Source organism: Geodermatophilus sp. CPCC 206100 (assembly GCF_048569675.1).
In the GTDB taxonomy this organism is placed as follows: Bacteria; Actinomycetota; Actinomycetes; order Mycobacteriales; family Geodermatophilaceae; genus Geodermatophilus.
In genome coordinates, this window is record NZ_JAQISV010000004.1 from 74,745 (window position 1) to 97,884 (window position 23,140).

Here is a 23,140-nt window from a genome sequence, read left to right on the forward strand (position 1 = left end):
GACAGTAGGGCACGATCCCGTCGCGCGCCCGCCGCACCCGCCGCACCCGCACGCCTCAGTCGTCGGCAGCCGGGCCCTCGCCGGGGAGCGGCACGGCGTCGTGCGCCCGGGCGTCCGGCAGTGCGCCGCCGCCCAGGTGACGGGCGTCGTTGAACGAGAGCAGCGTCCACTCCGGCTCCCCCTCGGGCGCGGGTCGGTGCCGCCAGTGGGTGAGGCTGGTGTTCAGCGGCGCGCAGTCCACCCGGTTCCCGCTCGCGCCCAGGCCGAACGCGAGCGCGAACGACGCCTCCACGACCCCCGCGTGGCACACGGCGACCACCGTCCGGTCCGGGTGCCGGGCGACGAGACGGGACAGTGCGCCCCCCGCGCGGGCCAGGAACGCCGCCCAGCTCTCGCCGCCCGGGGAGAACGCCCGGTAGGGGTCGCGGGTACCCGGTTCCTCGCCGCTGCGGTACCGGGCCCGCCACTGCTCCACGGTCAGCCCGTCGGCCTCCCCCGGACGCAGCTCGTGGAGCCCGTCGTCGTGCTCCACCCGCAGGCCCAGCGCCCGCGCGACGTACTCGGCGGTCTCCAGCGCCCGCGGGAGGGTGCTGGCGACGAGGTGGTCGGCCTGCAGCCGCTCGTCCTGCAGCCGTTCCTGCAGCAGGCGGGCCTGCTCCCGGCCCCGGGGGGTCAGCCCCGCGTCTCCCCGCATCCCGCCGATCACCGGCTCGACGTTCGCCACGGCCTCGCCGTGCCGCACCAGGTACAGCTCCGTCGCCACCAGGTCCTCCCCCCGGGAGCCCCGGCGGCCCCGCGGGGGACAGCGTCTCCCACGACCTGCGGCGTCGCCCGGTCGTGCACCCCCGACCGGCCCCGGACCGCCGCGAGGCCGGCCGGGTCAGGGCGCGGAGGCCTCCGGGCCGATCGGGTGGCGCGGGGCGGACCGGTCGGCCCCGGACGGGGCCCAGCGGTACCGGGCGACGGCGGCGACCGCGGTCAGCGCGGTCGCGACGACGGCGGCCACACCGAAGATCAGCGCGAAGCGGCCCGCGGCGACCAGGTCGGCCAGCGCGACGGCGGCCAGGGAGCTGCCGGCGAAGAGGGCGCCGGCGAAGCAGGCCACGACGAGGGCCCTCGCCGCCGGGAGGACCTCGGTCGCCCAGGTCTGCAGTGACGAGTGCAGCGCCGTCCAGGTCAGCCCCAGCAGACCGGCGACCGTGGCCGCCATCCAGAGCTGCTGCGTCGTGGCCAGCAGCGCGCAGCCGAGGACCGCCAGCGACCCACCGACGGTGATCAACCGCCACGGGTGCCAGGTGCGGGACAGCCGGCCGAACACGACGGACCCGGCCAGCACCGCGACGCCGTAGACCGCGGTCGCCAGCCCCGCCGCCGAGAGCGAGGCGCCGCCGTCGTGCGCGGCGACCGGGACCAGGGTCAGGACGCCGACCAGCACCGCCCCCTCCACGAACGCCAACCCCAGGACGAGCAGCGTCGGCCGGGACCGGGCGATCCGTCGCAGGGAGGCCGACGGCGACGACCGCGCGTGTCCGGTGACCGGCTCGGGCAGGGCCCGCAGCACCCAGGACAGCACCACGGCAGCGACGCCCGTGGCGAGGAACGCCGCGCGCCAGGAGAACCGGTCCGCGACGACGCCGGCGCCGGCGGAGGCGACCGCCGTGCCGAGCGCCACCCCGACCATCAACCGCGCGATGGCGTGCTGGCGGGCGGCCGCCGGGACGGTGTCCCCCAGGTAGATCAGGCAGGAGGGGTACGCCGCGCCGAAGAACCCCCCGGCCAGGCCGCGGGCGACCGCCAGGACGGCGAGCGAGCCGGAGAGGGCCGAGCCCGCGGTCAGCAGGCCCCCCAGGAGCAAGGCCACCCGCATCGTGCGCACGCGGCCGAACCGGTCGGCCGCCAGGCCCCACAGCGGCTGCGACAGCCCGTAGACCAGGAAGTAGGCACCGGCGACGGCGACCACGGACGCCACCGGGACGCCCAGGTCCGCGGCCATGGCCACGAGCATCGGCGCCATGGCGAACCGGTCCAGCGTGCTGACCAGCCCGACGGTCTGCAGCAGCGGCATCGGCGATCCCCGGCGCGCCCGGCCGCCGGTCTCCGTGCGGGGCTGCTGCTCTGCTGCCGACGTCAGGACGCCACCCCTCTCCGGAACCGACCGCCGGCGGCTCGCCCCGAGGGGCGGACCGCCGACCCCGACGGTAGGCGGGGCACGACGCCCCCTCCCCCACGGGGTGGCCGGCCCGATCCCGCACGGCGGGGTGCGACGCCGCGGTGCGGGTACATGTCTAGTCTGCCGCTCGCCCCGACCGGAGGAGATCGGCGGGAGCGACCGGAGGCAGGCGTGCAACAGACCGCAGGACCGCGCGGAACGGTGATCCAGGCCTACCTGGGCGAGTCCGGGCCACGGACCCGCGAGGCGTCGGACGCCGTCCTGGTCCGGAGCACCGAGTCACGCCTGACCGCGCGGGCCCACTCCTGGCAGCTCGGGCGGATCCCGGGGTGCGACTTCCGGGACTGCGGCGACGTGGTCGTCACCCCGCTGACGTACAACCGCCACTTCCCGGCGTACTACCTCGGCGTGCTGCTCGACGGGGAGGGGCTGGTCAGCCAGCGCGGCGCGGACGGCACCGAGCGCACGGTGCCGCTGGGCCAGGGACGCATGGTGCTCTACTCCCGCAGCCGGCCCTTCCGGCTCCAGGTCCGGGGGCCCTACCACTACCTCGTCCTGGAGGTGACCCCGTCCGTGCTGGGCGTCGGCCAGGACGCCCTCGCCGCGGCGACGGTGAGCGAGGACCTCGCGTCGGCGCCGTCGGCGGCGCTGGTCACCGGGCTGCTGGGCCAGCTGCCCGACCAGCTCGGCCGGATGTCGGCGCAGCTGCGCCTCCAGGCCGCGGACGCCGTCACCTCGCTGCTCGCCGGGCACCTGCAGGCGCCGCGCACCACGCGCGGACCGAACGAGGACCTGTTCGAGCGGATCCTGCTCTGGATCGAGCACCGGCTCGGCGACCCCGGGCTCTCCCCCGACGCGATCGCGGCCGCCCACCACATCTCCACCCGCTACCTGCACAAGGTGTTCCAGCAGCAGGCGCTCACGGTCGCCGGGTACGTGCGGGCGCGCCGGCTGGAACTGGTGCACCGCGACCTCGGCGACCCGGCCCGCCGCGCGGAGCCGGTGTCCGCCGTCGCCCGCCGGTGGGGCATCCCCGACCCCAGCCACCTGAGCAAGGCCTTCCGCAGCCGGTACGGGACCAGTCCCCGCGAGCACCGGGAGCGGGCGGCCGTGGCGGCCCTCGCCGACGACCGCCCCCTCCCGGGCTGACCCGGCCTCAGCCGGCGAAGCGGGGCGGACGCCGGTCCGCCCAGGGCATCAGCTGCTCCAGGTCCGCCGCCAGCCGGACGAGCACGTCCTCCCGCCAGGGGCCCGCCACGAGCTGGACCCCGACCGGGAGCCCGTCGGCCGACACGTGCAGCGGCAGCGAGATCGCCGGCAGCCCGGCGAGGTTGACCCAGCTGGTGAACGAGACCATGCGCAGCTCGGTGAACCGCGGGCCCTCGGGATCGGCGTTGGCCTCGTCGACCAGCAGGCCGGCCGGCACCGGGAGGGTGGCCATCGTGGGGCTGAGGACGACGTCGAAGTCGCGGCCGAACTGGGCGGCCACCGCCCGGCTCTCCCGCTGCAGCCGGTGGGCGCTGGCCACGTAGTCCGCCGCCGACGCCCGCCGCGCCCGCTCCATCCGGTACCGCAGGTAGGGCTCGGCCTCCTCGGGCCGCTCGTACGGCAGGGCGGTCACGGACGCGTCCATGATGTGGGTCATGTAGCCCATCACCGCCTGCTCGCTGTACCCGACGAGGGTCGCCGGCTCCACCGTGTGGCCGAGCTCCTCGAGCACCTTCGCCGTCCGCAGGGCCGCCTCGACGCACTCGCCGTCCACCGGGACCCCGGTCGGGGCCTCGGTCAGCAGGCCGATCCGCAGCCGCCCGGCCGGGGCGCCGACCTCGGCGGCGAAGGGCCGCGCCGGCACCGGCGCGTTGTAGAGGGCCAGCGGGTCGGGGTGGCTGATCGCGTCCAGGACGGCCGCGGCGTCCAGCACCGTGCGGGTCTCCGCGCCGTCGGTCGCGGCGTGCTCCCAGCCGGAGACCAGCGCCGGCACCCGGCCCCGGCTGGGCTTGAGCCCGACGACGCCGCAGCTGGACGCGGGCATCCGGATCGACCCGCCGCCGTCGCTGGCGTGCGCGACCGGCGCCAGGCCGGCGGCCACCGCCGCGCCGGCCCCGCCGCTGGAGCCGCCCGGCGAGCGCGCCGGGTCCCAGGGGTTGCGGGAGATGCCGAACCGCCGGCTCTCGGTCACCGACATGGTGCCGGCCTCCGGTGCGGCGGTGCGGCCCATGAGGACGAACCCGGCGGCCAGCAGCTGGTCGACGACCGGCTCGCTGACCTCCGACGGCGCCTCCGACGTCCCCAGGGAGCCGTGGTAGCAGGGCTGGCCCTGGGCCGCGGTGAGGTCCTTGATCGGGACCGGGACCCCGTGGAAGGGACCGAGGTCGGCTCCGGAGGCGAGGGCGGCGTCGGCGGCGCGGGCGGCCTCGAGCGTGGCCTCCGGGTCCACCCAGACGACCGCGTTGATCTCGGGGTTCAGCCGCTCGATGCGGTCCAGGTAGGTGGAGGTGACCTCCACCGACGTGAGCTGCCGGCGGCGGATGAGGCCGGCGAGCTCGGTGGCGGGCAGGAACGGGTCGAACACGGGACCTCCGGGGGCGGGGTGGGAGCCGCGGGCGGCTCGGGACGGGAACGGGGGTCAGCGGAGGACGAGCAGGTCGGAGACCCGCGCGGCGGTCTCGTCGGTGACCGCCTCGTCGAGGACGACGCGGCCGGCCTCCATGACCAGCACGCGCGAGCACCAGCGGGTCAGGACCTGCGGCGACTGGTCGACCAGCAGCAGGCCGATGCCGTCCTCCGCCAGGCGCGTGGCCACCTGGAGCACCTCGGTCACCACCGACGGCTGCAGCCCCTGGGTGAGCTCGTCCACGGCGATCAGCCGGTACCCGGCGAGCACGGCCCGGGAGAAGCCGAGCAGTTGCTGCTGGCCGCCGGAGAGGGTGCCGGCGGGCTGGCGGGCGCGCTCGGTGAGCAGCGGGAACGCGTCGCGCGGATCGACGACGGGTCGGTAGCCGCGCAGCCGCGCCAGCTCCAGGTTCTCCGCGACGCTCAGCGTCGGGAAGACGCCGCGGTCCTCGGGCAGGAAGCTGGCGCCCAGCCGGGCGGGCAGGTCGGGCCGCCGGGGCGGGACCGGGGTGTCGGCGATGGTGACCGTGCCACCGAAGCGCGTCGCCAGCCCGAAGGCGGTGCGCAGCGTCGTGGACTTGCCCATGCCGTTGCGTCCGGCCAGGCCGACCAGCTCGCCCGGCCGCACCTCCAGGTCGACGTCCCGGACGAAGGGCACCGCGCCCTGCCCGCCGGTGAGGCCGGAGAGCCGGAACAGCGTCATGACGCCCCCAGGTAGGCGGTGCGCACGGTGTCGTGCGCGACGATCTCGTCCATCGACCCGTCGGCGATGACGACCCCGCGGGAGAGGACCACCACCCGGTCGGCCAGCTGCCGAACCAGCTCCATGTCGTGCTCGACCACGACGATCCCGCAGCGGCGGTCCGCGGCCACGGCGCGGATGCGGGCGGCCAGGGCGCCGGTCTCGTCGTGCGAGAGGCCCGCCGCCGGCTCGTCGAGCAGCAGCAGCTCCGGCGAGCCGGTGAGCACCATGTCCAGCTCCAGGTGCCGGCGGTCGGCCATGGACAGCTCCCCGGCCACCCGCTGCTCGCCGGCGTCGTCGCCCCCGGCGTCCGGCTCGACGCCCGCCATGACGGCCGCGGCGCGCCGGTTGTCGGCCACGGTGAGGTCGTCGAACACCCGCGGCACCTGGAACATCCGGGCCATGCCGCGGCGGACCCGCCGGTGGGTGGGCTCGGCGGTCACGTCGACGCCCTGGACCAGGACGCGGCCGCGGGCGACCTCGACCGATCCGGCGACGGCGCCCAGCAGCGTCGACTTCCCGGCGCCGTTGGGCCCGATGAGGCAGACCACCTCGCCCGGGTCGACGGTCAGCGACGCGCCCTGCAGCACCGGGGTACCGCCGAAGTCGACCTCGACGTCGCGGACCTCCAGCACCCGCCCGCCGGCGACCGCGGGTGCCGGGTGCGGGGCCAGCGGCCGGATCCGGCCGGGCAGCGCGGGCACGTCCCTCCCCCGGCCGACCAGCCGCCGCAGCGCGCCGGCCAGCCCCTGGGGGGCGACCTGGACGACGACGACGAACAGCGCCGCGGTGCCGAGCACGTACCAGTTCTGCAGGGTGCCGCCCAGCGTCTGGGTGCCGATGGTGAGGAGTCCGGCGCCGAGGAACGGGCCGGCGATCGACCCCTTGCCGCCGACCGCGAGCCACACCAGCACGCTGGCCGACAGCGCGAGCCCCAGCGAGGCGGGGGTGACGATCCCGCTGACCGGCGCGAACAGGACCCCGGCCAGCGCGGAGACCGCCCCGGCCGCCACGAACGCGACCCACCGGGTGCGGCGCAGGTCGACGCCGAGGTGCTCGGCGCGCAGCGGGTTGCTCAGCGAGGTCAGCTGGAACAGCCCCCGCCGGCCCTCGACCAGCAACCCGGCGGTGAGCGCGACGGCCACGACGCACGCGGCGAGGACGACGTAGTAGCCCTCGACCAGGCCCAGGACGGGCGCCAGGCCACCGTTGGCGCCGCCGGTGACGTCGGGCAGCGAGGTCGCGGTGCGCTGCAGCAGCTGGCTGACGCCCAGGGTGAGCAGGATCAGCAGCGGCACGCTGGTGGCCTCGGGCACGGACAGGGCGATGGCGGCGACCAGCGCGGCCAGCGCGGCGCCGGCGAGCACCCCGAGCAGGCCGGCGACGGGCAGGGACATCCCCGCGTCGGTCCCGATGACGACGGCGTACGCGCCGGCGCCGAAGAAGGCCGCCTGCCCGACGCTGACCAGGCCCACCCGGCCCCAGGCCAGGTCGAGGCCGTAGGTGAACAGCCCGTAGACCAGGGCGAGGGTGAGGATCCCCAGGGCGAAGGGTGCCAGCCCGAAGGGCGCCGCGGCCAGCGCGCCCACCGCGACCACCGCGACCGGTGCCGACCAGCGCCGTACCGCCGGCCCGCGGGGACGGGCGGGCCGGCCCCGGGCCGGCGCCCCGGTGACGGTGGCCGTCACTGGCAGCTGACCGTGGCGTTCTCGACGACGCCGTGGTCGTCGGTCACCGCGTAGCCGTCCGCGCCGATGGTGGCGGTCAGCATGCTGGCCTGGAACAGGTGCCCGCCGCCCTCGGTGTCGACGAAGCGGGTGCCCTCGCCGAGCGCGGAGTCGAAGGAGAACCCGCCCAGGGCGTCGTTGATCTCCTCGCGGGTGCCGGCGCCCGCCTCGTCCACGGCCGCGGCGATGAACCGCAGGGCGTAGTAGGCGTTGGCCGCCACCTCCGACACCGGCCGCTGCAGGCCGGTCTCCTCGAGGTAGGCCTCGACGAAGGCCTGGCTGTCCTCGTCCTCCAGGCCGTCGGCCCACCGGACGACGTGCTCGCGGCCGGTGGTCACGGGCGCGACGGCGCCGAAGTAGTCGGCGTCCAGGGGCGCCCCCTCGTAGCCGACCTCGGGCGTGAGCAGGCCGAACTGGGCGCCCTGGAGGGTGAAGGTGACCGCGTCGCTGCCGACGACCATGGAGAGGACGGCGTCGGGCTGCGCGGCCGACAGCCGGCCGATGGTCGACTCGAAGTCCGTCGTCCCCAGCGGGCTGTACTCCTCGGCGACCAGCTCGCCGCCGTTCTCCGCGATGATCTCCGCGGCGGCCGCGGCGTAGTCGCGGGGGAAGTTGTAGTCCGAGCCGACGAAGGCGATCCGGGGGCCGAAGTCCTCGATCAGCGCGGGGACCTGCACCTCCAGCAGCTGGCGGGTGGACTCGCCGAACGGCCACGAGTACGCCGAGCAGATCGGCGGGTCGCCGAGGATCGCGGTGGCGAAGGGGATGGTCGCCTCGTCGGAGATGGGCACGACGGCCGCGGCGGTGTCGCCGGTGATGGTGCCGAACAGCATGTCGAACGAGTTGTCCTGGCTGTAGCGGCGGGCGATCTGCGAGGTCGTGGCGGGGTCGCCGGCGTCGTCCTGGACCTCGTAGGTGATCGGCTGGCCGTTGACGCCCCCCTCCTCGTTGACCCGCTCCACCGCCAGCTCGAACCCGGCCTGCATGGCCAGGCCGGTGGCCGACGCGACGCCGGTGGCGGGGACGATGAAGCCGATCTTCAGGTCGTCGCCCTCGGCGGCGGCGGTCTCCCCGACGCTGGAGCCGCAGGCGGCCAGGACCAGTGCGGCCGGGAGGAGCGCGGCGGGCAGGGCGCGCCGCAGCGGCACGGTCCTGGCGGTCACGCGGAGACGGCGCGCGCGGGCTGTGCCGGACGGGCTGACCATGACAGGAGCCTCCTGGTGTGGGGGTTGGCGCGGAGAACGACGGCGGTGAGGACGACGACGTAGAACAGCGAGTCGGCGACGGTGTCGGGGAAGAAGCGGCGCAGCGTCACCTGGAGCACGACGACGAGGGCGACGGCGAGCACCGCACCGCGGAAGGACGCCGGCCGGGCGAGCAGGACGGCGACGAAGCCGGGGACCAGCAGCGAGAAGCCCATGGACGGGGTGACCCCGAGCAGCGGGCTGTACAGCGCGCCGGCCAGCACCGCCAGCAGGCCGGCCACGGCGAACACCAGCGCCCGGGTGCGCGCCGGCCGGGTGCCCAGCAGCGCCGCCATCCCCGGGTTGTCCGAGACCGCGCGCAGGCGCAGCCCGGCGCGGGTGCGGTAGGCCACGACCAGGACGGCGGCGACCACGACCAGGCTGACGGCGGCGATGAGCAGCCGGTACGTGGGGTACACCGAGCCGAGCACGGACGTCGTCCCCGACACCGGCTCCGCCACCGAGCGCGGGGTGGCGGTGTAGGCCACCTCGAAGACCTGCCGGATCGCCAGGCCGATGCCCCAGGTGACGAGCATGCCGGCGAGCCCGTCGCGGATGCGGCCCAGCAGGGCCCGCTCCAGCAGGTAGAGGGCGGGGGCGAGCACCACCAGCGCCACCACGACGCGGAGCCAGAAGGGCAGGTCCGCGGTGATGACCATGGCGTACGCGCCGACCGCGGCGAGGTCCCCGACGGCCAGGTTGACGATCCGGCTGACCCCGAAGACCAGGGCCAGCGAGAGGGCCAGCAGGGCGTAGAGGCCCAGCTGGGTGAGGCTGGACAGGGCCAGCTCGACCACGGTGCTCATCGCCGGCCTCCTCGCGTGGGGAGCGGGTCCGGCTCTCGTCGACCCGCGGGGGCCCCAGCCCACCAGCCCGGCGAGCCACCGCCCTGGTCGGAGAGCGCACGGCACTGGTCCGTGGGCGCACAGTGGGTGAGCGGGGTCACTCGGGGCCGGGACCCGCCCGTCGTCCCGGTGGAGGCTCGGCTCGCGCCGGCCGCACGCCGCGCCCCGTCCGACCCGCTCCGCGCCGGAGGTCCCCGTGGCCACCCCTGACAGCCCGCAGCCCCCCCGACCTGGTCGTCACGGGCGGCCGGCGGAGGCGATCGCCGCGTTCACCTGCCATCCCGCCGAGGCGATGGGCCTGGGCGACGTGACCGGGCGGCTGGTTCGCCGGCCGACTGGTCCACGACGCGGGGTTCCGCCGGCTCCCCGGACTGCCGATGAGGAGGGCATGCGCCTCAGCCACGCCGCCACCGCGTTCGCTGCCTTCACCGCCGGCCTCACCGCCGCGGCGACGATCCGCCGGCTCGCCGGTTCCCGCCGTCGGGGGGACCTGACCGCGACGGCCACGGTCCGGCCCCCGGTCCCGGAGGTCCAGGACCAGGACGCCGTCGTCCTGCCCTTCGCCCGCCCGGCCCTCGCCCTGCCGGCGCCGCAGCCGGTGGAGTCGCCGGCTCGGTGCGGGGACAGTGGCGGCCGGACCAAGGCCGGGGCGCCGTGCGGCGCCCGGACCGCGACGGGTGGGCGCTGCCACCACCACCCGATGGCGGCCTGACAGCCCCGCGCTCGCCCGTACCGAGGAGGGCCTCGGGCTGGGACGATGGCCGGTCAGCAGCCGGGCTCCGGTGCGGCTGCTGGACACCGCGACCACGTGCCGAGGAGCCCCGATGGCGAAGTACCTCGTGAACGACGTCGGCGTCGCCCGCGCCCGGGAGCTCATCGCCGCCCGCCGCTACGTCCTGCGCAGCGAGTGGGGCCGGGTCCAGCCCTCCGCCGAGGAGGAGAACGCGTTCCTCGCGCGGCACTCGTGGGAGGAGTACTCGGCCTGGCACCTCGGCCTCACCGAGGGCGCCACCGACGGCACCAAGGCCCGGTACGCGTTCGTCCACGGTGACTTCCGCCGCGTGCACCGGATGGGGCTCATCGCCTGCCACTACCGCGCCGCGGAATGGGGCCACAAGGAGATCGAGCTCGCCGCGCACGACCTCCTGCAGCTGCTCGACGCGACGCGGGCCTGACCGGGGGGCGTCCGCCCGCGTCGCGCGTCAGCTCAGCCGCGGTCTCCCTCGCCGGCCGGACCCTCGGGCCCGCGGTCGAGGCGCAGCCCAGGTGGGCTCGAGCCCCCAGCACCTGCTCCCCACCCTGCTCGGTGAGTACTTCCCGGCCGAGGTCTCGCTGCCCTCGGTCGCGATGGTGGCGATGCTGAGCGAGTTCGGGATCAGCGAGTCGAGCGCGCGGACCGCCCTGTCCCGCCTCACGAGTCGCGGACTGATCGAGGCCACCCGGACCGGCCGGCAGGCGTCCTACCGGCTGACGCCGGGCACCCGCACCCGCAACCGGGCCCGCAGGCACCACTTCATGACCTTCGGCGCCCGGTCCCGTCCGTGGACGGGCGACTGGACGGTCGTCTCGTTCTCCCTGCCCGAGCAGCGACAGGCGCAACGGCACAACCTGCGGCGGACCCTGGGCCAGTCGGGCTTCGTCCGCCTCTACGACAGCGTCTGGATCCGCCCGGGTCGCGACAGCGCTCCCGTCACGGCGTCCCTGAGTGCGGCACTGGTCGGCCTGGACGACGCCCGGTGGTCGGTCATGGAGGCGCGGTTCCCCGACGAGGCGGGACCGCAGGGCCCCGCCGCCGCCTTCGACCTCGAGGGGCTGGCCGCCCGGTACGAGGAGTTCATCGACCGCTTCCGGCCGGAGGTCCGGCGAGCCCACCTGGGCCTGGTGGACTCCGCGGAGGCGCTCGTCGCCCGCACCGAGGTCATGGACGCCTGGCGGGACTTCGCCGACACCGACCCGGACCTGCCCGCGCACCTGCTCCCGGCTGACTGGCCGCGATCCACGGCCCGGGAGGTCTTCCTGGACCTCCACGGCCGGCTCGGCCCCCTGGCCGAGGAGCACCTGCGTGCCGTCATCGCCCCGCACTCGCCGGAGGCCGCCACGCTGGTCACGCACTTCGTGGCCCCGGCCGCGGACGGAGCCGGGCCGCCGTCCGACAGTAGCTCCGGAACTCCCGAGCAGGACAGCCGGCGGGGGTAGGCGCCGCAACGGTGCACGGTCAGGGCGTCTCCCTGACCGTCGGCGACGGGACGGACCGCGTCGGCCGGCTCAGCGCAGCCAGCGGTGCAACGCCTTGCGCTGCGCGGCCTGCCAGGCGTCGTCGAAGTGCTGCTGGGACTGCTCGGCGTGCGCCTCCTCCAGGGCGTGCAGGCGGCCGTAGAGGAAGGCGGCTTCGGTCGAGGACGTGTGCCGCGCCAGATCGCGGAGCCGCTCGCGGGTGAGGACGGAGTCCTGGTGCTCCCCCAGTGCCTCCTGGACCGCTTCCATCGCCTGCGCGAAGGCGGTCGCGTCCTGCCCGAAGACCCGGACGACGGACTCGGCGGCGTACCGGGAGGCCTTGGCCGCCTTGCGGGCGTCGTGCAGCAGCTCTTCGCGCTCGTCGCCGGCCGGCCGGGCCGCGGCGTCCTCCACCAGGCCGCGCACCCCGGCGAAGCTGCGCGCGACCAGCCGCGGCAGGACCTTCCCCGCCGGCGCGGCCGCGCGCTCGCTGAAGGGCGGGGAGTCGACGAGCGCGTCGAGCGCCGCGACCAGCTGGTGGTAACGGTCGCCGTCGAGCTCGGCGAGGACCCGGTCGTGGGCGCCGCGGTAGGCCTCCCCCAGTTCGTGGTCGGCGATCGTGGCGGCCGGGCCGGGCTCGGCGCCGTCGGCCTCGGTCCGGACCGCACCGGCCACGCGGTCGCGCATCACCTCGGCGTCGCGGGCGGCGCCGAGCTCACCGGCGAGCCACCTCAGCTCTCCCCGCAGGGGCTTGACGACGTCGGCCGCGAACAGCGGCTTGAAGGTGGTGAGCGCGCTGCGCAGCCGCCGCGTGGCCACGCGCATCTTGTGGACGGCGTCGGGGGCGTCCAGCCGCACCGGCAGGTCCTGGGCGCGCACCTGCGCGACCTGCTCGCGCAGGTGCGCGAGCACGACCTCACCGCCGGGCGCCTTGACGGTGGCCTTCTTCGCCTTCTTCGGCAGCGGACGCCGCTCCTCGCTCCTGCTCCCCTGGCTCGCCAGCAACTGCGCCAGCTTCGAGGTCGCCCCGGCCTCCTCCAGCCCCTCCGCCCGCAGCCGGGCGTCCACGCCGTCGAGCAGCCCGGCGGAGCCGCCCACGAGCTCGACCTCGATCTCGCGCCACGACGTCGGCGCTCCGGCCGCGTCGCCGTCGCCGCCGAGCGGCAGCAGTCGCCGAGCCGTCACCCGGTCGTCGGCGACCTCCGCCAGGACCTGACCGGTCGGGTCGACCAGGCGTCGCACGGTCCGCTCCGTGACGATCTCGGCGATCGGGACCAGCGCGGCGTCCCTGCTGTGGACCCGGACCATCTTCCGCAACGCAGCCGGCACCGTGCGGGCCGCGCGGCCGGCGGGCAGGCGCACCTCGGACCGGGCGTCGCGCCCGGCGGGCACCTTGAGGTGCCAGCCGGCGTCGTTCCCGCCGGTGCGCCGGCGCAGCGTCAGCCCGGCCGCCGAGAGCCGGAGGTCGTCGGTGTCGAAGTAGGTGGCCGTCAACTGCTGCTGTTCGGCGTCCCCCTCGGCGAGTGGGCGGAGTGCCTCGGGCCCGGCAGCATCGGCCGAGGCGGTCCGCACCAACTCGGTGAGGGACGGCAGCTCGAAACCCTCGTCGGCGACGTACTTCTTCTCGACTTCCAGGTGAACGGCAGGCATCCAGCAGGTGTACCCCACGAAGGTGAACGAGCCGCCCCCAGGTCAGCCCGCTGACACCGGGTCGCCCGGGCGCCTGCGTGGCGCCCGGGACGTCGGCTCGGTGCCGGTCGGTCCGGTCCTGGCCGGCCATCCGCACGAGCCGACCGGAGTCGACGCGTTTCCGATGGGTGCAGGAGGGATAGGAGGGGCCCGTTCCTGAGGGGCCCTGACTGGAACCGCGCGGCCGGGACCCCTCCCGTCCCCGGCGGGTGCGCCGGGATGGGAAGGCACACGATGGAAGCGAGTGAGCGGGTCACCTGGGAGGACTGCCCGACCTGTCGACGGGCAGCGGCAGTCGGCTGGGTGGATGGTCGGCCCCTCGAGTTCGACTGTCCGCGCGGCTGCATCCTCAGCCGCGAGCAGGTCCAGGCCTTCGCGGCCAGGCGTGCTCGACCGGCGGTCGAGTGGTTGACGCGCGCCGTGTAGCCGAGCGCCCGGCTGGGCGACGTCGAGGAGGAGCAGGACGACGCCGGCACCAGCCACCGTGGCGGCCGACACGACCGTGGCGCGCACGTGGGCGGCGAAGGAGTGCACCCGCCGACGGCAGCAGACCGGCACGCTGTCCCGGGGCGGCTGCGCGGCGGCGAGGAGGTACCCGACCGTCCCGACCAGGGTCAGGACGCCGATCAACAGCACGGGGACGGCGACGGCGGTCGTCGGGACTCCTCAGCTCTCGCTGCCCAGCTACGCGCCGCCCGGCACGACGATCCCGTAGTCCCGGACCTTCCGGTAGATCGTGGCCCGGGACATCGAGAGCCGGCGGGCGGCAGCCACCTTGTTCCCCCGCGTGTCCAGCAGCGACTGCACGATCGCGTCGCACTCCAGGGACTCCAGCGGCGTGAGCACCCGCTTGCCGGTCGTCCAGCACGTCGCCGGCAGGTCCTCGAGCTCGATCACCCCCGCGCGGCGCCGGGCGACGACCTGCCGGAGGACCGAGAACAGCTGCTCGACGTTGCCCGGCCACCGGTTGTGCAGGAAGACGCGCACGACCTCCGGTGAGCAGCTCAGCGCTCCCCCGCGGCCGAGCCGGCCCAGCAGGTGCGGCACCAGGTCGACGACGTCGTCGATGTGCCGGCGCAGCGGGGGCACCTGCACGGTCCGCGGGAAGCAGAGCAGCAGCGCGGTCAGCTCCGGGCCGGGGTCGCCCTCGAGGGGCGACACGGTCGCCACGACCCACGGCCGGTGGGCCTCGGTCGACTCGCGCAGCGGTTCCAGGACGTCGACCAACTCCGTCATCGCCCCGGCCGGCAGCCGGTCGACGTCGGTCAGGACCAGCGTCCCGACGCCGTCGGCGACCTCCTCGGCCACCTCCGCCGCCCACCCGGGTCCGTGGTCCTCGGCGCGCAGGACGCGCAGCCGGCCGGTGGGGGTCCGGGCGTGGTGGGCGGCCCAGGCGAGGGTCTCCCGGCCCGCCCCGGTCTCCCCCTCCAGCACCAGCCACTCGCCCGTCCGCAGGTGCCGGGCCACCGACTCGCAGCACTTCCGCCAGACCAGGCTCGACCCCACGGCGAGCGGCAGGAGGGTCGCCGCCGCCGGCCGCCCCGGCGTGGGCACGGGCCGGCTGACCAGCTGGACGTCCAGGACACCACCGACGATGCTGCCCGCCCCCACCGTCGGCCGGCAGTGGACGCGCACCGTGCGACCACTGGGCAGGTCCACGAGGAGCGGGTGCCGACGGCCGGAGACCAGCGCCTCCCGGGCCTCCGCCAGGAGGGGCGCCTGGTCGGCCGGGTCCAGCGCCTCGCGGGCGCGGTCGTTCATCACCAGCAGGTCCTCGCCGATGGCCAGCACCGGACCCCGGCTGCGCTTGCACGCGACCAGGTAGTCGTTGAGGACCGCGAGCTCCCCGCGACCGGCGTGCTCGAGCAGGACCTGCTCGACACGGTGGGCGAGCGTCCCCGCGGTGGCCACCATCATCGGCCCGGCGTCCCGTCGCCAGCAGGTCAGGTCCACGACCCCGAGCACCTTGCCCGAGAGCGGGTGGCGGATCGGGACCCCGGCGCAGGCCAGCTGCTCCAGGTTCTCCACGTAGTGCTCGTGCCCGAAGACCTGCACCGGCTGCCGACCCTCGAGGGCGGTACCGATGCCGTTGGTGCCCACGTACTGCTCGGCGTAGCTGAACCCAGGGGCCAGCCAGACGCGGTCGAGGTGACGGTCCAGACCGGAGTCCCCGGTGCGCCTGCTGAGGACGACACCGGCCGCGTCGCACAGGATGACGCTGACCGGCTCGGTCACGAAGAGGTCGGCGACGGCGCGGAGGACGGGTTCGGCGGCGCGGGTCAGGAGGGTGTCCCGCTCGGGTGGCGCCTCGTGCGGGAGCTCGACCGCGTCGGGGCGGACCTCGGACAGCCGGGACCGGGTCCAGGACGCGAGGATCGGCTCCCGCACCACGGCGCCGGACACCGCCTCGCCACCGAGGAAGGAGAGCCGGGCCGCCGCGACGTGCTCGCCGTCGGGGTCGGGGACCACGCGGAGGGATCGCCCGGGGACCGGGGTCCCGTCGCCGTCGGTGAGCGGGGCTGGCTCGTGGGCGTTCGGCTCGGTCATCATCGACCTCCCGTCGGGGAGGGACGCGCTGCCCACGCGCCCCTCGGACCGGCAGGAGCGACAGTAGAGCAAGCAGAACCGTGGAAGACCCATGTGCAGACACTCCGTCGGCGGGGGGGGGACCCCGGACGAGGCGGCGTGCGACCGCTGCCGCCGCCTCGCGCACCTCCGAGCGCCGCCGAGGCCCGCGCTCCTCCCCGGCTCCGGGGACGCGTAGCCGCAGTCGCTGGGACTCGGCCAGTCCATGGGGTGAGGACCACCCTTCCCCCACGCCTCACAAGCTCGGCGCGGGCCCCCGAAGAGTGGCCGTGGCGGGCCGTGACTCCCCGGCCCGCCCGGTCGCGGTCCTCCCGCGTCTCAGAATTGGACACCCGCCGCACCGCCCGCTCCGTACGTTGCCCCCGTACCCGTCGACGCCCCGCCGCCCCCGGGCGGACCGCGTCGACCGCGTCGATGCCCGAGGAGCCGTGGCATGAGAGCCGTCCGTGTGCACCGCTACCACGAGGACCCGTCCGTCGACGACATCGGCGAGCCCAAGCTGGCCGGCCCGCTCGACGTGATCGTGAAGATCGGCGGCGCCGGGGTGTGCCGGACCGACCTGCACATCCTCGAGGGCCAGTGGGCCGACCTGCAGAAGCCCGAGCTGCCCTACGTCATCGGCCACGAGAACGCCGGCTGGGTGCACGAGGTCGGCGAGGGCGTCACCAACGTGGCGGTCGGCGACACGGTGATCCTGCACCCGCAGCCGAGCTGCGGCCTGTGCCGTGCCTGCCGCGCCGGCCGGGACATGCAGTGTGAGAGCGCGTTCTTCCCCGGGCTCTCGAACAACGACGGCGGCATGGCCGAGTACCTGCGGACGACGGCGCGTGCCTGCGTGAAGCTGGACCCGTCGACGAACCCCGCCGACGTCGCCGCGCTCGCCGACGCCGGCATCACCGCCTACCACGCCGTCCGCAAGGCCCTGCCCCTGCTGTACCCGGGGACGACCGCGGTCGTGCAGGGCGCCGGCGGGCTCGGCCACATCGGCATCCAGTGCCTGGCCGCGCTCTCGGGCACCCGGATCGTCGTGGTCGACCGCAACGCCGACGCCCTGGAGCTGGCCCGGCGGATCGGTGCCGACGAGACCGTGCTCGCCGACGGCGACCAGGTGCAGGCGGTGCAGGACCTCACCGGCGGTGGCGCGGACGTCGTCTTCGACTTCGTCGCCGAGCAGGGCGCGGAGATGGACGGCTGGCACATGACCGGCCCGGCCGGCTCCTACTACGTCATCGGCTACGGCGGGGAGCTGCGCATCCCGACGCTGGACTTCGTCGCCGGCGAGAAGAACATCGTCGGCAACATCGTCGGCACCTACAGCGACCTGGCCGAGCTGATGGTCCTCGCGCAGGCCGGGAAGGTCACGCTGCACACCCAGCAGTACGCGCTCGACGACGCCGTCCGGGCGCTCCACGATCTCGACGCCGGGCAGGTGCGCGGCCGCGCCATCCTCGTCCCCTGACGTCCCCCCTCACCTGAGAACACCCGGATCCCGACGCGAGAGGCAGCGGCACATGTACGAGAAGGATGGGGAGAAGTACTTCGTCGTCGACAGCCACATGCACTTCTGGGACGCCAGCCGCGAGAACTGGGTCGAGGGCCGCGAGGACCTGGCCAAGGGCTGGATCGACTGCTTCTACGGCTACCACCAGCTGGCGCCGCCGGAGACGCACTGGGACTGGGAGCACTACCTCAAGGTCTCCGAGGCCGACCTGATGAAGGACGTCTTCGAGGACGGCCACGTCGACAAGGCCATCTTCCAGTCGACCTACCTGAAGTACTGGTACAAGGACGGCTTCAACACCGTCGAGCAGAACGGCTCGCTGCTGGAGGAGCACCCGGACAGGTTCATCGTCAACGGCCGCTGGGACCCCCGGGACGGCGACGCCGGGCTGCGACAGCTGGAGGAGGACGCCCGGCGCTGGAACCTCAAGGGCGTCAAGGTCTACACCGCCGAGTGGCACGAGAACGGCTCGCGTGGCTGGAAGCTCACCGACCCCGAGGCCTACCGGTTCCTGGAGAAGTGCCGGGAGCTCGGGATCACGAACATCCACGCCCACAAGGGCCCGACGATCTGGCCACTGAACAAGGACGCGTTCTCGATGGACGACGTCGACCAGGCGGCCACCGACTTCCGCGACCTGAACTTCATCATCGAGCACGCCGGCATCCCGCGGATCGACGACTTCGCCTACATGGCGGTGCAGGAGCCCAACGTCTACGCGGGCCTGTCCGTGGTCGTCGGCGGCCTCATGCACGCCCGGCCGAAGTTCTTCGCCAAGGTCATGGGCGAGCTGCTGTTCTGGGTCGGCGAGGACCGGCTGACCTTCGGCAGCGACTACAACATCTGGACGCCGAAGTGGCAGGTCGAGGGCTTCGTCGACTGGCAGATGCCCGACGACGAGGCGTTCACCGACTACCCGCGGCTCACCACGGCCACCAAGAAGAAGATCCTCGGCCTGAACGCGGCCAAGCTCTACGGCATCGACGTGCCGGTCGAGTGCCGGCTGCCCGAACCGCCGGCCATCCCGCAGCAGCAGCCGGGTGAGCAGTTGGTCGAGGACCTGGCGGGAACAGGGCAGGCATGACCCTGCGGGACGACGTCTGGCAGGCGCTGGGGACGGTGCTCGATCCCGAACTCGACGAGCCGATCACGGATCTGGACTTCGTGGCCTCGTGCACCGTCTCCGGCGACGGCGTCGCGTCGGTCCACCTGCGGCTGCCGACCTTCTTCTGCGCGCCCAACTTCTCCTTCCTCATGGTCGCCGACGCCCACGACGCGGTGTCGGCGGTCGAGGGGGTGACGCGCGCGGAGATCGTCCTGGACGACCACCACGCCGCCATGGAGATCAACGGCGGCGTGGCCGCCCAGGCCGGCTTCGCCGAGACGTTCGCGGGAGAGGCGGACGCCGGGCTCGAGGAGCTGCGCCGGTACTTCCTGGAGAAGGCAGTCATCGCCGGGCAGGACCGGGTGGCCCGGCCCTTGGCCGATGCCGGCGTGGGCCCGGACGAACTCGCCGGGCTCACCCTGGGCGCGGCCCCCCCGTCCTCGGACCTCGACCGGCTGCGCGGGCGCCGGGCCGCTCTGGGACTCCCCGCCGACGACGCCGCACCCCTGCTCATCCAGGCCGACGGAGCGCCGGTGACCGCGGCGCAGGTGCCGCTCCACCTGCGGCGCGCCCGGCTGACCCGGCTCGGCATCGAGGCGAACGGCGACTTCTGCAAGAGCTTCCTCAAGACCCGCTATGTGGACACCGCCGGCGCCGGGTGACCCGCCGGGCGCATCGGTCGCCGCAGGCCCGGGGCCGTCGTCAGGAGGGACGCGCGACCAGCACCCGGAACAGGTTCACCAGCCGGTAGCCGCCGTCCCCGGTGCGGTACGGCTCCAGCCGCTCCAGCACGGCCGCGCGCAGGGTGCCCGGGTCCACCCGCCGCGCGACCGTGCGGGCCAGCCCCGAGGCGAGCAGCGGCCGGAGGACGTCGTCCTCGTCGGCGTACTCGAACGGGGCGACCACCTCGTCGAGGCGCTCCACGCCCAGACCGGCGCGCTCGGCCATCGCGCGCAGGCGGGCGGGCTCGCCCACCGGCGGTCCGGGCGCCGGCCGGCGGGTTCCCAGCCAGGGCGCGAGCGCCTCGCCGAAGACCCGGAGGTCGCACTCGCTCTCGCGGCCCCACACCGTCGCGGCCACGACCCCGCCCACGCGGCCGGCCCGGCGCAGCAGCGCGACCGGGTCGGCGACGTTCGTGAGCAGCTGCACCGCGGCGACCACGTCGAAGGGCCCGGACGGGGGGTCCAGCGCGTTGCGGACGGCGAAGGTCCCCTCGGGGACCTCGGCGGCGGCCAGCGCCACGGCGTCCCGGTCGAGGTCGACGCCCGTGACGTGCGCCCCCCGATCGGCCGCCGCCCGGGCGAACAGGCCCGCGCCGCAGCCGAGGTCGAGCACGGTGGAGCCGGGGCCGATCGCCGTCGCATCGAGCACGGCCGCGTACAGCGGCGCCCCCCAGCCGCGCGGTCCGTCCCCGTCCACGCGGCCGAGCTTAGGCACGCGGGAGGCTGACCGAGCTGGAGCGGGAGGCCTCGGTCCGGGCCACGCGGCGGCGCCGGCTGGCGATGTTCGGCCCGGCGTTCGTCGCCGCCATCGCCTACGTCGACCCCGGCAACCGCGACCAACGTGTCCGCGGGCGCCCAGTTCGGCTACCTGCTCCTCTGGGTGATCGCCTCGGCGAACATCATGGCGATGTTCGTGCAGAGCCTGTCGGCCGAACTCGGCCTGGCGACCGGCTGCAGCCTGCCGCAGAACTGTCGGCGGCCGGCCGTGCTGGACGGGTCCGCGGCGCTGCTGTTCGCCGTGGCCCTGCTGGCGTCGGGGTTCGCCTCGGCCAGCGTGGGCACCTACGCCGGCCAGGTCATCATGGAGGGCTTCCTGCGCCGCCGGATCCGGCTGTTCGCGCGCCGGGCACTGACCCTCGCCCCGGCTCTCCTCATCCTCGCGGTGGACGTGGACCCGACCCGGCCCTGGTCATCTCGCAGGTCGTCCTGTCCTTCGGCATCCTGTTCGCGCTGGTGCCGCCGCTGCTGCTGCTGACCCGCCGCCGCGACGTCATGGGCGACCTGGTCAACCGCCGGTCGACGACCGCCTGGGCCGCGTTGGTGACCGCGGTGATCATCAGCCTGAACGCCGTCCTGCTCCTGACCCTGCTCTGAGGGCCCGGCTCCGGAGCGAGCGACTCGGCGCGCGGACGGGCCCCGGCCGCATGACACCGGGATGGGTTGGGCACCACCCACCGGTGAAGACCGCTGTCGTCGCCGTCCTCGGCGGCCTGCTGACCCTCTCCGGGATCGCCCTGCTCGTGCTGCCGGGACCGGGTTTCGTGCTCGTCGCCGCCGGCCTCGCGGTGCTGGCCACCCGGTTCCCCTGGGCGAGCAAGCCGCTGGACTACGCGAAGGACAAGGCGCAGCAGGGCGTCGAGGAGGTGGCCAAGAGCCCGTGGCGCGCCGCCGGGGCGGTGCTGGCCGCCGTGGTGCTGATCGCGCTCGGCGTGCTCGCGCTGGTCGGCGTGGACCTGCCGTTCATGAACGCGTTCACCGCCGTGGTGCTGATCCTGTCGGGGCTGTTCCTCGTCGGGACGGTGCTCTTCGCGCGCCGCCAGGAGAAGCTCGAGCAGGCCCGGGCGCACCGCCCGGCCGGTCAGCGCGGCCGAGCCGGCTCCTACCGGGCCGCGCGACTCGACGGCTGAGCACGGCGGCCCGCAGGACGCCGGGCCGGGGGAACCCCCGGCCCGGCGTCTGCGTGCGCCGATGGCGCCGCGGCGTCAGCCGCCGGGGTTGATGATGATCTCGTCGACGTCGTACTCCTCCTGGAGGACGCCGTACTCGCGCATCAGCTCCTCCACCGTCCGCAGCCGCTGCAGGTCGCTGTCGACGGCCCAGTTGATCGGGGCCAGCTTCGCCGCGACCTCCGGGGAGATGGTGGTGAACGACGGAACGGTCTCGGCCACCAGGCTGGGGTCGTCCGCGACCAGGGCGATCGCCTCGTCCATCACCTCGACGAAGGCGGCGAGCGCCTCGGGGTTCTCCTCGGCGAACTGGGCGGAGGACATCCACCCGGAGATCGGGAAGTCCTCGGTGGGCCCCGTGGAGGTGTCGAGGACCAGCGCGGCCTGCATCGAGTCGGCCGTCATCGTGACGAAGGGCTCGGCCAGCCACGCGGCGTCGACGTTGCCGGAGGCGAGGGCCGCCGGCATGTCCGGCAGGGGCAGCTCGACGAACTGCACGCTGTCGGGGTCGACGCCGTTCTCCTCGAGCGCGGCACGGGTGGTCAGCTCCGCGATGTTGCCCAGGCCGTTGATGGCGACCCGCTTGCCGGCCAGGTCGGCCGGGGAGCTGATCCCACTGGCCGGTCCGGCGTAGAGACCCTGGACGTCGGCGCGGTCGTTCTCCCGGATGGCGCGCAGCGGCAGGCCCTCGGAGGCCGCCTGGATGAGCGAGACGTAGTTGGCGTTGGCGATGTCGACCTCACCGGCCACCATCGCGCTCACCAGCGGCGCCCCCGAGGTCGCACCCTGGGTGGTGACCTCCAGGCCGGCGTCCTCGAACATGCCGCGCTCCATCGCCACGTAGAACGGCACGACGACGGCGAACGGCTGCACACCGACGACGATCGCCGTCGTCTCCTCGCCGCCCTCGTTCCCGGCGGCCACGGCGCCGCTCCCGCCGGAGGAGCCGCCGCATGCTGCCAGGGACAGCACGAACACGGCGGTGGCCATCGCCATCGTGGCCTGGGACCGTGGCAGACGGTTCGACATCGGACCTCTTTCATCGCTGGTGGGGCGGGCAGGAGCGCCGCGCGGAGGGGCGCTGGGCGGACCCGGTCGAGCCGGGTCCCCCCATCGCGAGATCGGGCTGATGCTGTGGCACGCGCCGGGTGGCGAGCCAGGACCGTTCTCATCTGGCGATAGACTTTCGTGGTGAACCTCACAGAGCCACGCCCGTGACCGCCCCCGGCGACACCCGGTCGCGGGACAACCTGCTCGCGCGGGCGGTGCGCATCATCGAGGCGTTCGACGCGGGGCACGCCAGCCTGCCCGTCTCGGCCGTGGCCCGGCGGACCGGCCTGCCCGTGCCCACGACGTACCGGCTGGTCGGCGAGCTGCTGCAGCTGGGGCTGCTCGAACGGGGGGCGGACCGCCGCGTCCGCGTGGGCGTCCGCCTGTGGGAGCTCGCGTCCCGGTCGGCGGAGGCGACCACCCTGCGGGAGGCGGCCATGCCGTTCATGGACGACCTGCACGCTGCGGTCCGCCAGCACACCCAGCTCGGCGTGCTGGACGGGGAGGACGTGCTCTACGTCGAGCGCAAGTCCGCCCTCGGGGCCGACGTCCCCAACATCACCCGGACCGCCAGCCGGCTGCCGGCGTTCGCCTGCTCCTCCGGTCTCGTCCTGCTCGCCCACGCCAGTCCGGCCACGCAGGAGCGGGTGCTCGCCGCGCCACGGCGGGTCTACACGCCGCTCACCGTGACCGACGCCGGCGAGCTGCGGCGCCACCTCGCCGAGGCGCGCTACCGCGGCTACGCGGTCGTCCGGGGCTGGGTGCACGAGCAGACGGCCGGCGTCGCCGTGCCCGTCTGGGGCCCGGACAACACCGTCCTCGCCGCCCTGGCGGTGCTGATCGACAACGAGTCCGCCCGGGTGGCGACGGTGCTCCCCGTCCTGCTGGCGACCGCCCGGGGCATCAGCCGGGCGCTGGGTGCCCAGCCGCCCCCGCTGGCCCCGGTCGCCGACGAGTGCGACCCGACCGGCGGCTGATCGGCGACC

The 23,140-nt window shown here is 75.1% G+C and carries 22 protein-coding genes; 11 read left to right on the forward strand and 11 right to left on the reverse strand.

The annotated features are described in order from the left end of the window. Positions 1-55: 55 nt before the first annotated feature. Together PGN05_RS02210 and PGN05_RS02215 are read right to left on the reverse strand one after the other, a co-directional pair. The gene (locus PGN05_RS02210) at positions 56-763 is read right to left on the reverse strand and encodes a histidine phosphatase family protein (protein ID WP_419750789.1); all 708 of its coding nucleotides are present in this window, start codon (positions 761-763) and stop codon (positions 56-58) included. A gap of 117 nt (positions 764-880) precedes the next feature. Beyond that, the gene (locus PGN05_RS02215; protein WP_419750791.1) at positions 881-2,065 is read right to left on the reverse strand and encodes an MFS transporter; all 1,185 of its coding nucleotides are present in this window, start codon (positions 2,063-2,065) and stop codon (positions 881-883) included. A gap of 276 nt (positions 2,066-2,341) precedes the next feature. Between PGN05_RS02215 and PGN05_RS02220 the strand changes: the two genes are divergently transcribed. Next, a complete protein-coding gene (locus tag PGN05_RS02220) occupies positions 2,342-3,319 on the forward strand; it encodes a helix-turn-helix domain-containing protein (RefSeq protein ID WP_419750793.1) in 978 nt (325 codons plus the stop codon). 7 nt (positions 3,320-3,326) lie between these two features. Here PGN05_RS02220 and PGN05_RS02225 read toward each other — a convergent pair whose 3' ends face one another. The 5 genes from PGN05_RS02225 to PGN05_RS02245 are packed head-to-tail and all read right to left on the reverse strand — an operon-like array spanning position 3,327 to position 9,302. Then, positions 3,327-4,742, reverse strand: a complete 1,416-nt coding sequence (locus PGN05_RS02225; protein WP_419750795.1) for an amidase — start codon at positions 4,740-4,742, stop codon at positions 3,327-3,329. Positions 4,743-4,796: 54 nt separating this feature from the next. Beyond that, positions 4,797-5,486 (reverse strand): ABC transporter ATP-binding protein, encoded by a 690-nt coding sequence (locus PGN05_RS02230; RefSeq protein WP_419750797.1) that lies wholly within the window; start codon positions 5,484-5,486, stop codon positions 4,797-4,799. Further along, the gene (locus PGN05_RS02235; protein ID WP_419750799.1) at positions 5,483-7,213 is read right to left on the reverse strand and encodes an ATP-binding cassette domain-containing protein; all 1,731 of its coding nucleotides are present in this window, start codon (positions 7,211-7,213) and stop codon (positions 5,483-5,485) included. Before PGN05_RS02235 ends, PGN05_RS02230 begins: the two co-directional genes overlap by 4 nt. Then, positions 7,210-8,415: an ABC transporter substrate-binding protein gene (locus PGN05_RS02240; RefSeq protein WP_419750801.1), complete on the reverse strand. Its 1,206-nt coding sequence runs from the start codon at positions 8,413-8,415 to the stop codon at positions 7,210-7,212. Before PGN05_RS02240 ends, PGN05_RS02235 begins: the two co-directional genes overlap by 4 nt. Continuing rightward, positions 8,412-9,302 carry a branched-chain amino acid ABC transporter permease gene (locus PGN05_RS02245; RefSeq protein WP_419750802.1) on the reverse strand — a complete coding sequence of 297 codons (891 nt, stop codon included), beginning with the start codon at positions 9,300-9,302 and terminating at the stop codon, positions 8,412-8,414. The genes PGN05_RS02240 and PGN05_RS02245 overlap by 4 nt, the downstream gene beginning before the upstream one ends. A gap of 427 nt (positions 9,303-9,729) precedes the next feature. On the opposite strand from PGN05_RS02245, the gene PGN05_RS02250 reads away from it, so the two are divergent. The 3 genes from PGN05_RS02250 to PGN05_RS02260 all read left to right on the forward strand — a co-directional run bounded on the left by PGN05_RS02250 (position 9,730) and on the right by PGN05_RS02260 (position 11,537). After that, positions 9,730-10,053, forward strand: coding sequence for a hypothetical protein (locus PGN05_RS02250; RefSeq protein ID WP_419750804.1), 324 nt, complete (start codon positions 9,730-9,732; stop codon positions 10,051-10,053). A 112-nt stretch (positions 10,054-10,165) separates the two neighbouring features. Next, positions 10,166-10,516 carry a hypothetical protein gene (locus PGN05_RS02255; protein WP_419750806.1) on the forward strand — a complete coding sequence of 117 codons (351 nt, stop codon included), beginning with the start codon at positions 10,166-10,168 and terminating at the stop codon, positions 10,514-10,516. Positions 10,517-10,607: 91 nt separating this feature from the next. Beyond that, positions 10,608-11,537, forward strand: coding sequence for a PaaX family transcriptional regulator C-terminal domain-containing protein (locus tag PGN05_RS02260; RefSeq protein WP_419750808.1), 930 nt, complete (start codon positions 10,608-10,610; stop codon positions 11,535-11,537). A gap of 69 nt (positions 11,538-11,606) precedes the next feature. Here the strand turns inward: PGN05_RS02260 and PGN05_RS02265 are convergent, their stop codons facing one another. After that, positions 11,607-13,205 (reverse strand): CHAD domain-containing protein, encoded by a 1,599-nt coding sequence (locus tag PGN05_RS02265; protein ID WP_419750810.1) that lies wholly within the window; start codon positions 13,203-13,205, stop codon positions 11,607-11,609. 723 nt (positions 13,206-13,928) lie between these two features. Beyond that, positions 13,929-15,791: a sigma-54-dependent Fis family transcriptional regulator gene (locus PGN05_RS02270; protein WP_419750812.1), complete on the reverse strand. Its 1,863-nt coding sequence runs from the start codon at positions 15,789-15,791 to the stop codon at positions 13,929-13,931. A gap of 472 nt (positions 15,792-16,263) precedes the next feature. Here PGN05_RS02270 and PGN05_RS02275 point away from each other — a divergent pair, with 472 nt between their 5' ends. Genes PGN05_RS02275 through PGN05_RS02285 form a run of 3 tightly spaced genes read left to right on the forward strand, consistent with a single transcriptional unit; the run spans position 16,264 to position 19,098 of the window. After that, positions 16,264-17,289, forward strand: coding sequence for an NAD(P)-dependent alcohol dehydrogenase (locus PGN05_RS02275; RefSeq protein ID WP_419750814.1), 1,026 nt, complete (start codon positions 16,264-16,266; stop codon positions 17,287-17,289). Between the two features lie 52 nt (positions 17,290-17,341). Further along, complete coding sequence (locus tag PGN05_RS02280) at positions 17,342-18,415, forward strand: amidohydrolase family protein (RefSeq protein WP_419750816.1); 1,074 nt, start codon at positions 17,342-17,344, stop codon at positions 18,413-18,415. Beyond that, entirely contained in the window at positions 18,412-19,098 is a 687-nt protein-coding gene (locus PGN05_RS02285) for an iron-sulfur cluster assembly protein (protein ID WP_419750818.1), read from the forward strand. Before PGN05_RS02280 ends, PGN05_RS02285 begins: the two co-directional genes overlap by 4 nt. A gap of 40 nt (positions 19,099-19,138) precedes the next feature. Here PGN05_RS02285 and PGN05_RS02290 read toward each other — a convergent pair whose 3' ends face one another. Next, positions 19,139-19,855 carry a class I SAM-dependent methyltransferase gene (locus PGN05_RS02290; RefSeq protein ID WP_419750820.1) on the reverse strand — a complete coding sequence of 239 codons (717 nt, stop codon included), beginning with the start codon at positions 19,853-19,855 and terminating at the stop codon, positions 19,139-19,141. Between the two features lie 144 nt (positions 19,856-19,999). Here PGN05_RS02290 and PGN05_RS02295 point away from each other — a divergent pair, with 144 nt between their 5' ends. From PGN05_RS02295 to PGN05_RS02305, 3 genes are all read left to right on the forward strand, one after another. Next, entirely contained in the window at positions 20,000-20,413 is a 414-nt protein-coding gene (locus tag PGN05_RS02295; protein WP_419750822.1) for a divalent metal cation transporter, read from the forward strand. Continuing rightward, entirely contained in the window at positions 20,392-20,532 is a 141-nt protein-coding gene (locus tag PGN05_RS02300; protein WP_419750823.1) for a hypothetical protein, read from the forward strand. Before PGN05_RS02295 ends, PGN05_RS02300 begins: the two co-directional genes overlap by 22 nt. A gap of 83 nt (positions 20,533-20,615) precedes the next feature. Then, on the forward strand, positions 20,616-21,065 hold the full coding sequence (locus PGN05_RS02305) for a PGPGW domain-containing protein (protein WP_419750824.1): 450 nt from the start codon (positions 20,616-20,618) through the stop codon (positions 21,063-21,065). Between the two features lie 75 nt (positions 21,066-21,140). On the opposite strand, the gene PGN05_RS02310 is transcribed toward PGN05_RS02305, so the two are convergent. Next, the gene (locus PGN05_RS02310) at positions 21,141-22,133 is read right to left on the reverse strand and encodes an ABC transporter substrate-binding protein (RefSeq protein WP_419750826.1); all 993 of its coding nucleotides are present in this window, start codon (positions 22,131-22,133) and stop codon (positions 21,141-21,143) included. A gap of 185 nt (positions 22,134-22,318) precedes the next feature. Here PGN05_RS02310 and PGN05_RS02315 point away from each other — a divergent pair, with 185 nt between their 5' ends. Then, positions 22,319-23,131, forward strand: a complete 813-nt coding sequence (locus tag PGN05_RS02315; RefSeq protein ID WP_419750828.1) for an IclR family transcriptional regulator — start codon at positions 22,319-22,321, stop codon at positions 23,129-23,131. The last annotated feature ends 9 nt before the right edge of the window (positions 23,132-23,140 follow it).